Annotated in this window: 11 protein-coding genes; 7 read left to right on the top strand and 4 right to left on the bottom strand. The window is 70.0% G+C overall.

Going from position 1 to position 16,043, the window contains the following annotated elements; translation table 11 throughout:
- Nucleotides 1-4: 4 nt before the first annotated feature.
- The 4 genes from LKO27_RS14905 to LKO27_RS14890 all read right to left on the bottom strand — a co-directional run bounded on the left by LKO27_RS14905 (nt 5) and on the right by LKO27_RS14890 (nt 3,959).
- Nucleotides 5-829 carry a RimK family alpha-L-glutamate ligase gene (locus LKO27_RS14905; RefSeq protein ID WP_227738309.1) on the bottom strand — a complete coding sequence of 275 codons (825 nt, stop codon included), beginning with the start codon at nt 827-829 and terminating at the stop codon, nt 5-7.
- Nucleotides 826-1,497 carry a hypothetical protein gene (locus LKO27_RS14900; RefSeq protein ID WP_227738308.1) on the bottom strand — a complete coding sequence of 224 codons (672 nt, stop codon included), beginning with the start codon at nt 1,495-1,497 and terminating at the stop codon, nt 826-828. The genes LKO27_RS14905 and LKO27_RS14900 overlap by 4 nt, the downstream gene beginning before the upstream one ends.
- Nucleotides 1,494-3,332 carry a S8 family serine peptidase gene (locus LKO27_RS14895; protein WP_227738307.1) on the bottom strand — a complete coding sequence of 613 codons (1,839 nt, stop codon included), beginning with the start codon at nt 3,330-3,332 and terminating at the stop codon, nt 1,494-1,496. Before LKO27_RS14895 ends, LKO27_RS14900 begins: the two co-directional genes overlap by 4 nt.
- Before the next feature lie 162 nt (nt 3,333-3,494).
- Nucleotides 3,495-3,959, bottom strand: coding sequence for an aminoacyl-tRNA deacylase (locus tag LKO27_RS14890; protein WP_227738306.1), 465 nt, complete (start codon nt 3,957-3,959; stop codon nt 3,495-3,497).
- A 1,301-nt stretch (nt 3,960-5,260) separates the two neighbouring features.
- Between LKO27_RS14890 and LKO27_RS14885 the strand changes: the two genes are divergently transcribed.
- The 7 genes from LKO27_RS14885 to LKO27_RS14855 are packed head-to-tail and all read left to right on the top strand — an operon-like array spanning nt 5,261 to nt 16,026.
- Nucleotides 5,261-6,301: a LacI family DNA-binding transcriptional regulator gene (locus LKO27_RS14885; protein ID WP_227738305.1), complete on the top strand. Its 1,041-nt coding sequence runs from the start codon at nt 5,261-5,263 to the stop codon at nt 6,299-6,301.
- Nucleotides 6,288-7,571, top strand: a complete 1,284-nt coding sequence (locus tag LKO27_RS14880; protein ID WP_227738304.1) for a sugar ABC transporter substrate-binding protein — start codon at nt 6,288-6,290, stop codon at nt 7,569-7,571. The genes LKO27_RS14885 and LKO27_RS14880 overlap by 14 nt, the downstream gene beginning before the upstream one ends.
- 3 nt (nt 7,572-7,574) lie before the next feature.
- Complete coding sequence (locus LKO27_RS14875) at nt 7,575-8,501, top strand: carbohydrate ABC transporter permease (RefSeq protein ID WP_227738303.1); 927 nt, start codon at nt 7,575-7,577, stop codon at nt 8,499-8,501.
- A complete protein-coding gene (locus LKO27_RS14870; RefSeq protein ID WP_227738302.1) occupies nt 8,501-9,322 on the top strand; it encodes a carbohydrate ABC transporter permease in 822 nt (273 codons plus the stop codon). Before LKO27_RS14875 ends, LKO27_RS14870 begins: the two co-directional genes overlap by 1 nt.
- A gap of 46 nt (nt 9,323-9,368) precedes the next feature.
- Nucleotides 9,369-10,907, top strand: a complete 1,539-nt coding sequence (locus LKO27_RS14865; RefSeq protein ID WP_227738301.1) for a glucoamylase family protein — start codon at nt 9,369-9,371, stop codon at nt 10,905-10,907.
- Complete coding sequence (locus LKO27_RS14860) at nt 10,904-12,796, top strand: glycoside hydrolase family 3 protein (RefSeq protein WP_227738300.1); 1,893 nt, start codon at nt 10,904-10,906, stop codon at nt 12,794-12,796. Before LKO27_RS14865 ends, LKO27_RS14860 begins: the two co-directional genes overlap by 4 nt.
- Before the next feature lie 11 nt (nt 12,797-12,807).
- Nucleotides 12,808-16,026: a hypothetical protein gene (locus tag LKO27_RS14855; protein ID WP_227738299.1), complete on the top strand. Its 3,219-nt coding sequence runs from the start codon at nt 12,808-12,810 to the stop codon at nt 16,024-16,026.
- The last annotated feature ends 17 nt before the right edge of the window (nt 16,027-16,043 follow it).

Below are 16,043 nucleotides of genomic sequence, written 5' to 3'. Positions count from 1 at the left end.
GGCCTTAGGCCACCGCCGCGAGCCTGCGGGCGAGTGCGTCGGCGATGGCGCCGTCGGCGTCATAGGCGGACCACACCGGCGACGTGTTGGCCTCGAAGCAGAACCACCGGCCCTCAGGGGTGCGGCGCAGATCCAGCCCGGCCAGCTCCAGGCCGAGCTCGCTGGTCAGGCGCCAGCTGCGGGCCTCGACGTCGGCGGGGAGCTCGTCCGGTGTGACGGCGGCCGACCCGTAGCGGTAGTCGACGTCGTCGGACAGGACGCGGTGGGTGAAGACGCTGTCCCCCACGACGTGGACCCGGAACTCGACGCCCGGCACCCACGCCTGGAACTGGGTGGGGCACCACTCGACGGCGGAGAAGTCCTCGTCGGCCCGGACCAGCCGCACGATGCTGCGCACCGCGCTGGTGGACTTCACGATCACCTTCCCGTGGCGCAGCGCAAACGCGTGGGCGGCGGCGGGGTCCGTGGTGAGCAGGCCGGTGGGGACCTCGAACCCGGCCCGTGCGATCAGCAGCCCTTGGGCGGGCTTGGAGGCGTTGGTGGCGGCCCCGGCACGCCGGTTCACCACCCGCACCGTCGACGGCGCGCGCTCGGCCCAGTCGCGCAAGCAGGCCACGAGGTAGGGGTCTGCGGCGCCGTGGCCGCGCAGGTACAGCCCGGTGGCGTCGTCCAGGTCGACTTCGGTGCCCTGGGACTCCAGAACGGTGCCCCGCAACCGCGCTCCGGGGCCGCCCAGGTCCACGAAGGCGACGTCGAGGCCGAGTCCCTGCGCGGCGGTGTGCGCCGCCTCGAGCGGGGGGTCGTCGCGCAGCCCGGCGAGGACGATCATGCCGCCCGCCTCCCGTCGAGCGCCGCGGCGATCACGCCCGCGGCCGCCCCGGTCGAGTGCGCGAGGGCGGGCAGCGGCGAGACTGACCACAGCTCTTCGGTGTCGGGGGCGAAGAACGCCCGCAGCCACGGCAGCCCGGCCCAGCGTGCCATGGCGGTGGCCGCGGCGCGGAGCCGCGGGGAGGCGTCGCCGGTGGCCACGCCGTCGGCCACCGAGACCTCCCGGCACTGCCGCCAGTCGCGCCGTCCTGGTGCGGCGGCGGCGAGGCCGGCCGCGTCGGCCCAGGCGCCGACGGGGTGGTCAGGCCCGGCCAGCGAGCACGCGCCGGGCGCCACCAGCACTCGCTCCGGCAGGCCGGCCAGCCAGTACCGCAGGAAGGCCGTCATCTCCGCGGCGACGTAGTCCGCGTCCTCCTCGCGGATCCAGACCAGTTCCTCGGGGAGCACGTCCTCGAGGAGTGCGACGACCAGGCCGACGTCTGCCTCGGCCACCGGTTCGCCGTCGACCACGAGCCGGCCGGTGCCGTCCGGCGGCGACGGCAGTGCCCACCCGCGCCGCGAGAGGTCGCGGGGGGTGAGGACGCGGGTCGGCTCGCCCGACAGGCCTTCCACCTGTCGGGCGAGCTCGGGTGCCCACGGATCCGGCCCGTGGGCCAGGAGGATGATCATCGAGGCTGGTCCAGGTCCGGGCGGTAGTCCTGGTCGATGAACGCGGCGCCGATCCGTTCCATGTTCTTCTCCAGGTGCTCCAGCCGCACCTGCAGTTCCTGGACCACCGGGTCCCGCAGGACGTCGATTCCCAGGTCGTCGACCTCGCGGCCGGTGTGCTTGACCTCGTCGATCTCGACTACGTACTTGTCGAACTCCCGGATGCGCTTGGGGATGACCTCGTCGAAATCGCGGTACCAGCGCTTGATGACCGGCACGTCGTCCTCCCAGCGGAACTTCGGGATCCGCCGGATGGCACGAACCGCGCCAAGGACGTCGATGCGGCCGTAGCCCATCTCGCTGTTCCAGGTGCCGTTCGGCCGGCCCGGGGTGTTGGCGTAGGCGACGGTGCCCACCTTCGCCGCCGTCGTCTCGATGATGCGGCGGACCTCGACGTTGGTGATCGACGGCTTGCGTGAGATCAGCAGCGCGGCCAGGCCGGCGACGTGCGGCGTCGCGGCTGAGGTGCCGTTGAACGTCATCGTGTAATCGTTGCCGGTGTAGCCGTTGCCGCCGGTCCGGTCAGGTGCCGGGCAGCGCACGCCCGGAGCCACCACCGAGATCTGCGGACCCCAGTTGGAGCCCCAGGGCTCGCCGTCGGGGCTGGCCGGGGACTTGCGGTTGTCGCTCTGGTCCGAGGCGCCGACGGCGATCACGAGCGGGTTCGTCGCCGGGTAGGTGATGCCGTTCATTGTGTTGTGATTGTGCGTGGCTGCCACGAGCACCATCCCCGCGGCATGGGCCTCGGCGATGGCCGGGTCGATGATGGCCGGGTCCCATGCGTTCCAGCCGAAGCTCATCGAGACCACGCGCGCACCCTGGGCCCGGGCGTACCGGAGGCCGGCCGCCACCTCGGTGTCGGTCCAGTTCTGGAAGGCGATCGGAAGGATCCGGGCGCCGCCCGCGACCCCCGCGGTCCCCACGGCGTTGTCCAGTGGTGCCGCGGCGATGCCGGCGCACGGGGTGCCGTGGTTGCCCGTCGGCGCGCCCGTCCCGGACATGGTGCCCAGGTTGATGCCGTTGTTGAGGAAGCTGCCCGCGAGGTCCGGGTGGTTGAGGTCGACGCCCTCGTCGAGGATCGCGACGGTGACGGTGTTCGCGCCGCGCTGGAGGTCCCAGCCGGTGGTGCCGGAGCCGCCGGCGCCGATGCGCACCATGTCCCACTGCGAACCGAACAGCGGATCGTTCGGGTTCATGGCCACTGGCACCAGCATGGGGATGAACTCCAGTTTCACCTCGGTGCCGAGTTGCTTGGACAGTTCGTCGCGGATCTCGTAGGCAGGCCGGTTGCCCGCCTCGACGGTGAACAGGTCGTAGTCGCCCAGGTACTCGCTGCGCGCTTCGTCGCGCACGAGTCCGTACTTGGCCAGAATTTCGGCGTTGCGCGGGTCGTCGGCGGCGACGGTGGGGATGACCAGGGCGTCGGCGGCGGGGGAGAGGTACTCGGTTGTCCCGCTGAACTCCGCGGCGTAGACCGGTGCGACCCACTTGGCGCCGTCGTCGGAGACCGTCTGGTCAGCGGCAGGCTTGAACTTCTTGCCGTCCTCGGTCCGCGTGAACACGAGGTCGGGTGAGTTGTTGATCGCGGCGTTGGGGCGGTCGGCCTTGGCCTCCTCACCGCTGGCCGTCGGGCCGGAGCGACGCTGCGCCCCGTCGTCGAGGGGTACGAGGCCGAGCTTGGACAGCGGGTCCTCGGCTCGGGCCGTGCGACCCGCCGCGACCTTGACCAGCACCTTGTCAGGGACGAGCGTGAGCTTGGCTCCGCTCGGGTGGACGATGTTCGTCGGGAAAGGCATGGTGCGACTCCTTCTGGTGGTGCCCCGGTGGGGCGTTCACCAACCAAGAGGGCCGCGGTGGGGCCTTGATACGGGTGGTTCGGCTGCGTGCTGTTCGGAGGCGTCGGCGTGAGGGTCGTCGGCGAGGCTGGGTGTCGTCGGCGAGGCTGGTGGGTCGTCGGCCTACTGGTCGGAGACGTCGGCGACGGTGGCGTTGAAGGCTGCGATCACGTCGTCGGCGGCGACGGTGACCCCGACGCCGTGGCCGCCGCCGCCCATGGAGATCACGCGCCCAACGATGGCCGCGTCGGCGATCACCGGCCATGGATGCAGGGCGCCGAAGGGCGTGATCGTGCCGCGCTCGTAGCCGGTGACGTCGCGGGCGGTCTCGGCGTCGGGCATGGAGAGCCGGCTCACGCCGAGCAGCGCGCGGAGCTTGGGCCAGGAGAACTCGCGGTCGCCTGGGACGAGCACGAACAGGTAGTCGTCGTCTCCCCGACGCACGACGAGGGTCTTGATGAGGTCGCGCGGGTCGATTCCGCGCGCTGCCGCGGCCTCCTCCAGCGACCTCACCCGGCCGTGCCGGGTGACCTGGTGGTTGATGCCGAGTTGCTGCAGCGCCTCGAGCGCTCGGGTCTCGCCGTCCATGTCGTCGAGCATACGGCTGGCCCGCCCTTCCGGCGATCCATCGCACACTGGAGTCCGCCGTCGTGAGTGTGATGGTCGACGCGGTCGCTCGGCGTCCGTCGTCGGCCTCGGCGGCAATCGACCCACACCTCGACGGCGCTCGCCTGCGTTGGTCGCGTTCACCAGCGCTTCCGTGGGTTGACCAGCGCTTCCGTGGGATGACCAGCGTTGTTCGTCGTGACCAGCGCTGTACGGCTGGTGGCGAGCGATAACGCTGGTGAATCGCAGAGGGCGGGGCCGGGGCGACGTCGGGGGGGGCGGCTTGGCCACTGGGCCAGGACTCGGGCGGTGGGTCGCTCCGTTGACCAGCGCTTCCGTCGGTTCACCAGCGCTTCTGTGGGTTGACCAGCGTTGTTCGTCGTGACCAGCGCTGTATGGCTGGTGGCGAGCGATAACGCTGGTGAATCGCAGGGGGGCGGGGCCGGGGCGACGTCGGGGGTACGGCTTGGCCACTTGGCCAGGATTCAGGCGGTGGGTCGCTCCGTTGACCAGCGCTTCCGTCGGTTCACCAGCGCTTCCGTGGGTTGACCAGCGTTGTTCGTCGTGACCAGCGCTCTACGGCTGGTGGCGAGCAATAACGCTGGTGAATCGCAGAGGGCGGCGCCGGGGCGACGTCGTGTGGACGGCCCTGGTCACTGGGCCAGGACTCGGGCTGTGGGTCGCTCCGGTTGACCAGCGCTTCCGTCGGTTCACCAGCGCTTCCGTGGGTTGACCAGCGTTGTTCGTCGTGACCAGCGCTCTACGGCTGGTGGCGAGCGATAACGCTGGTGAATCGCAGAGGGCGGCGCCGGGGCGACGTCGGGGGACGGCGTGGCCACCGGGCCAGGACTCAGGCGGTGGGTCGCTCCGGTTGACCAGCGCTTCCGTCGGTTCACCAGCGCTTCCGTGGGTTGACCAGCGCTTCCGTGGGTTGACCAGCGCTTCCGTCGGTTGACCAGCGTTGTTCGTCGTGACCAGCGCTGTACGGCTGGTGGCGAGTGATAACGCTGGTGAATCGCCAGGGCCACCAGCACCGCCCGACGTGGGGGGAGGGCGCCCGGGGCCGGGACGGACGCGATCCCCGCGCGCGCCGTCGGCAGGCGGGAGAACCCCAGGGCACGGTTTGGTAACGAGATGTGCAAGCGCTTGCACATGAACTCGACCGCGAGTTACTGTGACATGCAAGCGCTTGCACAGATTGCACAGATTGCACAGATTGGTGCGCAGGGGAGCCTCCAAAGGACACCCCGCCTACCACGAGAGGTCGAGGAGGACCGCCGGAGATGCTCGTGACCATCTACGAAGTGGCCCGACGTGCGGGAGTCGCCACGTCGACGGTCTCGCGAGCGCTTCGCAACGATCCCCGCATCACCGAGGGCACCCGGCTGCGCGTCCAGCAGGCCGCCGAGGAACTCCACTACGTCCCCCGGGCGGCGGCGCAGGCTCTCGCGGGTTCGCCAGTGCGGTCGCTCGGCATGGTCCTGCCCGTCGTCACCGGCACCTACTACGCGGAACTGGCAGTCGGCTTCGAGTCCCGTGCCAGCGAACTCGACTGCTCCGTCGTCCTCCTCCGGGCGGACCCGAGTGCCGACCAGCGGCAGGCCCTGCGCCGGCTGACCAGCCACGTCGACGCCCTGGCGTTCATGGCACGCAGCGCCGCCACCGACGCACTGGTCGCCAAGGCCGCGACCGGCCGCCCGACAGTCACCGTCGCCAGGACCCAGCTGCCCGGACTGCCCGCCATCTATGCCGAGTCCGAGCAGTCCGCGACCCGACTGACCCGCCATCTGGTCGAGCTGGGTCGCACCAGGTTCGCCTTCGTCGGCCCCGTCGACCCGGGCTCCGACATCGCCGCCCGCTACCGCGGCTTCAGCGCGGCCCTGGGTGAAGCGGGTCTGGAGACGCCGTCGAACATCTCCGTGGAACTGGACGAGGACAACGGCCGACGACTCGCGCGCCGCCTCGTCGACGACGGCCTCGTGCACGACGCGCTGGTGTGCGGCAACGACGAGATCGCCGTCGCCATCGTCTACGAGCTGCAGGAACTCGGGGTGGACGTCCCCGCCGACATCTCGGTAGTCGGCTGGGACGACATCCGCGTCTCCCGCTACCTGCGCCCCGGCCTCACCACCGTGCGTCAACCCGTCGCCCAACTGGGCGCCACCGCAGCGGAGCACCTGCACCAGATGCTCTCCGGTTCCCCCGTCGACGACGTCACAGTCCTTCCCACCACCCTCGTGCACCGCGAATCCTGCGGCTGCAGCAAGGGACAACCCGTAACCACCACACCGAACGGAAAGGCCAAGTTCAATGAAGAACAGTAAGCGTGCCCTCGTGGCACTGACAGCTGTGCTGTCGCTGATCAGCCTCGCTGCCTGCGGGCGCGAGGAAACCCCCGAATCCCCCGACGGCGAGAGCGACGTCGAGACCACCCCCATCTCCGAGGGCCCCGCAACCGGCAGCCTCGAAGTCTGGGCGATGGGCGCCGAGGGTGAAAAACTCCCGGAACTCGTCGAACTGTTCAAGGCTGACAACCCCGACGTCGACATCAACGTCACCCCGGTGCCCTGGGACTCGGCGCACGACAAGTTCACCGCCTCCATCGCCGCGGGCACCACCCCCGACGTCGCGCAGGTGGGCACCACCTGGATGGGCGAGTTCGTCGGCCTCGACGCACTCGATCCCACCCCCGACCTCATCGACGGCGGCAAGTTCTTCGAAGGCGCCCAGCAGACCACCGTCGTCGACGGCGTCTCCTACGCCGTCCCGTGGTACGTCGAGACGCGTCTGGTCTACTACCGCACCGATCTCGCCGAGCAGGCCGGGATCACCGATACCCCCACCGACTGGGACGGCCTGAAGGAGATGGCCGCGAAGATGCAGGAGGCGGGCGCCAAGTGGGGCATCGCGCTCCAGCCCGGCGGCACCGGCTCCTGGCAGACCGTGCTTCCCCTGATGTGGTCCAACGGTGGCCAGATCACCAATGAGGACGGCACCGAGTTCACCTTCGAGTCCGAGCAGAACGCCGAGGCACTGGCCTACTACCAGTCGTTCTTCACCGAGGGCATCGCCAATGACGCCCCGACGGAGGGCACCACGGAGTCCGACTTCGTATCGGGCGACGTCCCGATGTTCATCTCGGGTCCGTGGATGATGGCCGCAGTCGAGGACGTCGGCGGTGAGGGTTTCGCCGACAAGTACGACGTGATGACGATGCCCGAGGCTGAGATGAGCGCCTCCTTCATCGGCGGCTCGAACCTCGGCGTGTTCAAGTCAACGGACAACCGCGATGCCGCGTGGAAGTTCGTGGACTTCCTCACGCAGGAGGAGACTCAGGTGGAGTGGTTCAAGATCAGCACCGACCTGCCGTCTGTCCAGTCCGCCTGGGACTCCGATGAACTCTCGGCCGACGAGAAGCTTGCCAAGTTCGGCACGCAGCTCGAGACCGCCTACGCCCCGCCGTCGATCCCGACCTGGGAGCAGATCGCGGACACCTTCGACTCCCAGGTGGAGCAGGTGACCAAGACCGGCGCGGATCCCGCGGAAGCACTGGCCGCGGTTCAGCAGGAGGCCACCTCGATCGGCATGGGCTGACCCATGACGACCGTGGCCGCCAAGCCCGACCTCAAGCCTCGCTCGCGTTCCGGTAAGCGGAACGCGAGCGAGGCGCGGGCCGGCATCGTGCTCGCGCTCCCGTTCGTGCTGCTGTTCTCGGTGTTCACGCTGTGGCCGGTGGTGCAGTCCATGTTCATGAGCTTCACCGACACCCGCATCTCCGACATCCGCTCACCGTTCGCGGTCGACTTCGTGGGGTTCGACAACTACATCAAGGCACTGAGCGACCCGGTCTACCAGAAGGCAGCTCTCAACACCGCGATCTTCGTCGTGGTGGGGGTTCCCCTCACCATCGGAGTCGCGCTGGCCCTGGCGGTGGCGCTCAACAAGGGCATCACGAAGTTCCGCGGCCTGTTCCGCGTGGGCTTCTACACCCCCGTCATCACCAGCATCGTCGCCGTCGCCGTCGTGTGGCGGTTCCTGCTCCAGCCCGACAGCGGGTTGGTGAACACGGTGCTGGGCTGGGTGGGGATCGACGGCCCCAATTGGCTGGGCGACACCCGCACTGCCCTGCTGTCGCTGATCGTCATGGCCACCTGGCGCAACTTCGGCACAGCGATGATCATCTTCCTGGCGGGTCTGCAGGCCGTGCCCTGGAGCCTGCACGAGGCAGCCGCCATCGACGGTGCGACCTCCTGGCAGCGCTTCTGGTACATCACCCTGCCGATCCTCCGCCCGACCCTGCTGTTCGTGATGGTCACCACCACCATCGGCTACCTCCAGTTCTTCGAGGAGCCGTTCGTGATGACCGACGGCGGGCCGCTGAACAGCACCATCTCGGCCTCGATGTACACCTACCAGCAGTTCGGGTTCGGCAACTACGGCGTGGCCGGCGCGATGGCCTACATGACCTTCATCGTCATCGTCATCGTCACGATCATCCAGTTCCGCGCGACGAGGGAGAAGTGATGACCAGGTCACGCTCCATGGGAATCCTCTACGTCATCCTGAGCATCCTCCTGCTGATCGTCATCATGCCGTTCATCTGGATGGTGCTGGGCAGCCTGAAGACGCAGGGCGAGTTGCTCCGGGTGCCCCCGAACTTCTTCCCCGACGCGCCCACGCTGGACAACTTCGCCCGGCTGTTCGACCGGTTGTCCTTCGGCCGCTACTTCTTCAACTCGACCGTGGTCGCTGTCGTGGTGACCGTCTCCAACCTCATCTTCTGCTCCATGCTCGGCTACGCCCTGGCCCACCTGAACTTCCCGGGCAAGCGCATCATCTTCGGTGCTGTGCTCGGGACGCTGATGATCCCGGGGCTCGTCACGTTCATCCCGCAGTTCGTCCTGGTGGTGAACATGGGCCTGGGCAACACGCTGCCTGCGCTGTTCCTGCCGTTCCTGGTGGGACCGTTCGGGGTGTTCCTCATGCGGCAGTTCTTCCTCGGCATGCCCAGGGACATCCTCGAGGCGGGACGACTCGACGGTGCCAGCGAGCTCGGGATCTTCTTCCGGCTCTTCCTGCCACTCGCCGGCCCGGCACTTGCCACCCTCGGGATCCTGACGTTCCTCGCTTCGTGGAACAACTTCCTGTGGCCGTTGGTGGTGGCCTCCACCGAGCAGACCTACACGCTGCCCGTCGCCCTGGCCCTCGTCTCAACGGGCCAGAACCAGACCGACTACGGGCTTCTCCTGGCCGGCGCATGCGTCGTCGTCCTGCCCATCCTCGTGGTGTTCCTGCTGCTGCAGCGCTTCATCATCGAGGGCATCGCAACCACCGGAATCAAGTGAGGGTCCCGGGCACAGCCGCCCGGTACCGAACCGAAGGAGTCACGACATGCAACCCAACCTGACCAGACGGGGACTGCTCGGCGCCGCCACCGGCGCCGGTGCGCTGGCCGCCGTCGGCGGCATCCCGGCGTGGGGCAATCCTGGTCGCGGACGCCCCGGCGAGCACGACGAATTGCTGCTCACCTGGGCCGCCGACACCTGGCGCTCGCTCGTCGCCATGACCGACCCGAACACGGGGCTCGTGGCCGACAACATCGACGGCGACCTCACCACCCGCAGCGGCTACACCTCGCCGACCAACATCGCCGGCCTGCTGTGGAGCACGATCATCGCCCGCGACCTGCGCCTCATCACCCCCGGCGAGGCCCGCAACCGGATCAGCAGGACGCTGCGGACGCTGCAACGCATGGAGCGCCACGACGCCAGCGGCATGTACTTCAACTGGTACGACGAGGCCACCGGCGAGGTGCTGCGGCTGTGGCCGGAACCGAACGCCGAAGGCGGACACGACGTCATCGTCCCGTTCGTCTCCAGCGTCGACATGGGCTGGCTCGGTGCGGCGCTGCACGTGGTCGCGCAAGCCGACCCGTCGAACAGCAAGGTGGCCGGGGCGCTGTTCGACGCGATGCGCTGGGACATCTTCTACGACAAGGACTTCCGGGCACCCGCCGGCGCCGTCTACGGCGGCTTCTGGATCGAGAACCCGGAGCGTCCGGGGACGGCGCTGCTGCCACCGACCATCGGGATCGGGCCGGACCTGTGGTACCACGTCCAGCACCACTACGACACGGCGATCTCCGAGGCTCGCATGGTCAACTATCTCGGGATCATCCGCGGGCAGATCCCGCCCGTCGCCTACTTCGGCACCTACCGCACCTTCCCGCCGGACTGGACCTGGCAGGAGATGCCGCCCGTGGGCGAGTGGCGCGAGTACCTGGGCTTCCCGGTCTACGAGGGTGCCTACACCTACCGAGGCATGCAGGTGGTGCCCGGCTGGGGCGGCTCCATGTTCGAGGAGCTCATGCCCGACATCTTCGTGCCGGAGGCCGAATGGGGACCCAGGAGCTGGGGCCTCAACCACCCCCTCCACGTCCGTGCGCAGCGTGAGCACGGCCTGCTGGACGCCGACTACGGCTACTGGGGCTTCTCGCCCAGTTCGAACCCGGCCGGTGGCTATCGCGAGTACGGCGTCGACGCCCTGGGGATGAACCCCGAGGGCTACTTCTCCGACCAGGAGCGGACCAACTACATCCACACCGCGCCACCCACCGACTACGGCGACGGCGTCGTCACACCGCACGCCGCCTTCCTGGCGATGATGTACGAACCCGAGGAGGCGACGGCCAACCTGAGCAACCTGCAGGCCGACTTCGACTCCTACGGCCCCGGCGGCTTCTACGACGCCGTCGCGGTGGTCAGCGGACAGGTGGCCAGGCGCCACCTCTCGCTGGACCAGTCGATGATCATGGGGGCCCTGGCCAACGTCATGCTCGGCGGCCGGTTGCGCAGCTACTTCGCCACCCGCGAGGTGGAGGCCGCGCTGCGACCGGTGATCAGCATCGAGGAGTTCAACGCGAGCGCATGACCATGACCCGGCCACAGTTCCTGACCTTTGACGGCGTCACGTTCCGTGACCTGAACCACAACGGCCGCCTCGACCCGTTCGAGGACCCCCGGCTGGACGTCGACGAACGTGTCGAGGACCTCGTGGCGCGGCTGGGGGTCGAGGAACTGGCCGGGCTCATGTTCCACACCGTGATCGAGGCCGGGCCGGGCGGGGAACTCCTCGCCGGCCCCGGCCAGATCTCCAAGACGGGCAGCCGCGACGTCGTCGTCGGCAAGCTCATGAACCACTTCAACGTCCACGCCCTGGTCGACGCACGGCATGCGGCGACGTGGGCCAACCGGCTCCAGGAACTGGCGTGCGAGACCCCACACTCGATTCCGGTGACGATCTCCACCGACCCCCGCCACGCTGCCGCCCAGAACGCGGGCACCAGCTGGGCGTCGGTGTTCTTCTCGCAGTGGCCCGACGCGCTCGGGCTGGCGGCGCTCGGCGACCCCGAACTGGTGCGCAGTTTCGCCGACGTCGTCCGCCGCGAGTACGTCGCCGTCGGCATCCGGCAGGCGCTCCACCCGACCGCCGACCTGGCTACAGAACCGCGCTGGGGCCGCCAGCGGGAGACCTTCGGGCAGGACCACGACCTGGTGGCGCGCCTCACCGTCGCCGCCATCGAGGGCCTCCAGGGCGAACGGCTCGGGCCCAGATCGGTGAGCGCCACCACCAAGCACTTCCCGGGCGCGGGACCTCAGGCCGGTGGCGAGGACGCCCACTTCCCCTACGGCCGCGACCAGGTCTACCCGGGTGGCCGCTTCGACGAGCACCTGCGACCCTTCGAGGCCGCCATCGCCGCCGGCACCGCCGCGATCATGCCCTACTACGGCCGGCCCGTGGGCCTGGTGCTGGACGGCGAGCCCGTGGAGGAGGTGGGATTCGGCTACAACCGGCAGGTTCTCACCGACCTGCTGCGGGAACGGCTGGGCTACGACGGGGTGATCCTCAGCGACTGGGAGCTGGTCAACGACAACTCGGTGGGGGACCAGGTGCTCCCGGCCCGGGCCTGGGGCGTGGAGCACCTGGGACCGCAGGAGCGCATGCTCAAACTGCTCGACGCGGGCATCGACCAGTTCGGCGGGGAGGAGTGCGTGGACCTGCTGCTCGCTCTCGTGGCCGACGGCCGCGTCACCCGGGAACGCCTGGAGGCGTCGGCCAGGCGCCTGCTGCGGGTGAAGCTCGAGCTCGGGTTGTTCGACGACCCCTTCGTCGACGCCGACGCCGCGGAGGCGCTGGTGGGCACGCCGATGGCGGTCGAACTCGGGCTGCGGACGCAGGCGCGCTCGGTGGTGGTGTGCGCCGACGACGCAGGCCTGCTCCCGCTGCGCCCGGGCACGCGGGTGTGGCTGGAGGGTGTGGCCGCCGACGCCGCGGGCGAGGCACTGAGGGTGGTGGACCGGCCCGAGGAGGCCGACGTCGCGCTCATCCGGCTGCCCGCCCCCTTCGAGCCCCGCGACGACCTGTTCCTGGAGTCCTGGTTCCACCAGGGAAGTCTGGATTTCCCTCCCGGCCTGCCGCACCGGCTCCGACGGCTGCCGTGCCCGCTGCTGGTCGACGTCATGGCCGACCGCCCCGCCGTGCTCACCCCGCTGCTGGAGGTGGCCTCGGCGCTGACGGTTTCCTTCGGCGTCAGCGACACCGCCTGGCTGCTCGCGATGACGGGCCAGGTGCCCCCCGAGGGCCGGCTCCCGATGTCGTTTCCCGAGTCGATGGACGCGGTCCGCGCCGCCCGCGAGGACGTCGCCGGCGACGCGAAGCCCCTGTTCCCGGCCGGGCACTCGGTGCCCCGGACCAGAGACCCACGTCGTCGGCCCGAGACTGACGAAGGGCCGAATCCACCCATGCCCGAGCCCCAGTGAGAGGTGTCGAAGTGAGCAACCTGCCGATCCGAGCGGAGTTCACGCAGGCCGGGGCACTGGCCCGTCTGGACGCCGGCGAGCTGAGTGTCTTGCAGTACCCGGCATCCGAGCTGGAGCCGGGTCCGCACCAGGTCTGGCTGCGCTGGCGCGACCCCGTCCCCCGGAGCCTTGGCCGCGAAGCGCCGCGAGCCGAAGGGCATGAAGCCCTCGGCCTCACCGGTCCGGCCAGTGGGGGCGAGATCGCGGCCACCGCCGACGGTGTGGTCCTGCGCGGCAACCACCGCGACGTCGAGTGGGAGCTGTGGTGGGAGCAGCCGGGGGAGGGCCGCTTCGGCTGGGGCCTGCGCGTGGTGAACCGGGGAGAGGAGAGCGTTGAACTCGACGCGGTCTGGACCCTCGACGCGGCCCTGACTCCGTGGGACGCGCTGCGCCGCAACGAGTTCTACGTCTCCCAGTACCTGGACCTGACACCCATCCCCGACGGCGACCGGTTGCAGATGGCGGTGCGCCAGAACATGCCCGGACCCACGAACCCCTGGCTGCTGCTCGGGGCCACCCGGCCGGTCGCAGGCTGGTGCACCGACGCGGTGCAACTGCGCCCAGCGACCCCCGGCACCGGCCTCGACCTCACCAAGGACCTCCCCTCCGTGCGGCGCCAGCACGAGCACACGCTGGCGGGGCTGCAGACGACCCCGTGGACGCTGGAGCCGGGTGCAGAGGGCGTGGTCGGGTTCCGCGCCGTCGTCGTCGCGGACCATCCGGGGGCCTCGGGGCCCGCGGATGCCGAACGGTTCGCAGCCCTGCTGTCCGACGGCTGGGCCGAACGCGCGCCGTCGGCCGACGATGCGCGGCAGGCAGTGCCGACGCTGTTCAGCCCGGCCCGGTTCGCGCACGGCGAGCCGCTGGAGGAGCGCGCGCTTGCCCGTCTGGCGGGCGACCCCACCGATCCCGAACGCGGCCCCGACGGCGAGGTCTGGTCCTACCGGGCCGGAGCCGGACATGTCGTCACCGCCGCGAAGGAGGCCGCGGTCCTGCGGCCGCACGGGCACATCATCCGGGCGGCCGGGGGACTGCTCCCACAGGACGCCAACGCGGCGGTCACCGTGTGGATGAACGGCAACTTCGGCTCACAGCTGACGGTGGGCCACGCATCCGCGGCTCCGCTGCTGTCGGTGCGGCGCAGTTACCTCGGCCTCACCCAGGCCGAGGGCATCCGCCTGTTCGTCGACGCCGGGGAGGGCTGGCGCCTCCTCGGACTCCCCAGTGCCTGGGCCGTCGACCACACCTCGGCCACTTGGTGGTACCGGCTCGGGGGGCGCACGGTCCAGGTGGTGACGCGGTTGACCCTCACCGCGCTGTCTCTGGCCGTCCACGTCGACGGCGAGCCCGTCGGCCTGTTGGTCTCGGCCACGGGGTCCGCCGACATCGGGGGTGATTCCTCCCTCCTGTTCTCCGACGAGCGCCCCAGAGGGGACCAGTGGCACGCCGTCGTGCACTCCGAGGTCACCGACCTGACCCTCGAACTCCCGTTGCGGGGCGGAGGTGCCCAGCCGGGTGACACTTCGGTGTGGCAGAAAGAACGGTCTTTCGTCGCTCCGGCCACAGTTAGTGAGCACGCCGCCGCCGAGGCACGGCCGGACTTCGTTGCGGTGCCCTCGCTGACGGGCGGGGACGACGTCGCCCGCCGGCTGGATGCGCTCCTGCCGTGGCTGGCCCAGAACGCGTTCGTGCACTACCAGGCCCCCCGCGGGCTGGAGCAGTTCACGGGAGGGGCCTGGGGGACCCGCGACGTCTGCCAGGGCCCCGTCGGGCTGCTGGTGGCGCTCGGTCGGCTCGACGTCGTGCGCGAGGTCCTGCTGAGCGTCTTCGCGGGGCAACAGGACGACGGTGACTGGCCGCAGTGGTTCGACTACCTCGACCAGCACCGGGCGCCAGGACATCGCGAGAGCCACGGCGACGTCGTCTACTGGCCGCTGCTCGCTCTGGGGGAGTACCTGCAGATGACCGGCGACCTCACGCTCCTCGACGAACCGGTCGGTTGGGTGGGCAGCGATGCGCTCCTGCCGCCGACCGCGATGCGCGACCATGTGCTGGCCGCCGTCGACCACCTGCTCTCCGAGCGCAGCGCGGACCCCCGGCTTCCCGCCTACGGACACGGCGACTGGAACGACTCGCTCCAGCCGGCCAGACCGGAACTGGCCCGGCAACTGGTCTCGACGTGGACAGCGGGCCTGGAGGCCAAGGCGCTGGGCGAACTCGCCGACGGTGTGGCCGATTCCGACCAGGAACTGGCCGCTCGCCTGCTGGCGGTAGCGGGAGCCACCGTCGAGGCTGTCCACGACTCGCTACTGGTGGAGGGCGAACTGTGCGGGTACGCCATCGTCACCGCAGACGGCGTGGAGCCGCTGGTGCATCCACGCGACCGGCGCACGGGCCTCAGGCACGGGTCGCTGCAGATGATCCACGCCATCGCCGACGAGCAACTCAGCTCCGAGGAGGCTGCGGCCCACGTCCGCATCATCGACGAGCACCTCGACGGGCCCGTCGGCATCTACCTGTTCGACAACCCCGTGGACTACCACGGCGGCGAGACCCATACCTTCCTCCGGGCAGAGGCCGCGACCTTCTGGGGCCGCGAGATCGGCCTCATGTACACCCACGCCCACCTGCGCTGGATCGAGGCCCTGCTGCGCCTCGGCCTGGCCGAACGGGCGTGGCGGGCGCTGGACCTGGTGATCCCTGATGGCCTGTCCGCGGCGGTCCCGGGTGCGAGGCCGCGGCAGTCGAACTGCTACTTCTCCTCGATCGACGCCGAGTTCCGCGACCGCGACGACGCCGAGTCGCGCGCAGAATCGATGTTCGACCCGAGCTTCGGGTTCGAGGGGGGCTGGCGCGTCTACTCGTCGGGTCCGGGGCTGGTGCTGCGGCTGGTGACCGAGGGGTTCCTCGGGCTGCGCCTGGCCCGCGACGGCGTCGTCGTGGATCCCGTGCTGCCCGTCGGTGAACTGGAGGCCGTGGTGAACCTGGCTGGGGTTCGGGTCCGGGTCAGCTACGACGTCACGGATCCCGGTCACGGCGTCATCGCCGTGGAGTCCGACGGCGCCGTCATCGACACCGAACCCGCGCCCCGGCGCTACCGCCCTGGCGGGGTCCGGATCCCGGCTGCGCGGTGGCGGGAACTGGCGGAGGGCCGCGACGAGGTCGTCCTCCGGGTGCGGGTGGGCGGCTGACCATCATCGGTTGACGC

Source organism: Tessaracoccus sp. OS52 (genome assembly GCF_020687685.1).
Taxonomy (GTDB): Bacteria; Actinomycetota; Actinomycetes; order Propionibacteriales; family Propionibacteriaceae; genus Arachnia.
Note: the sequence above shows the minus strand (reverse complement) of the source record. Positions and strands in the feature narration are given on the sequence as shown.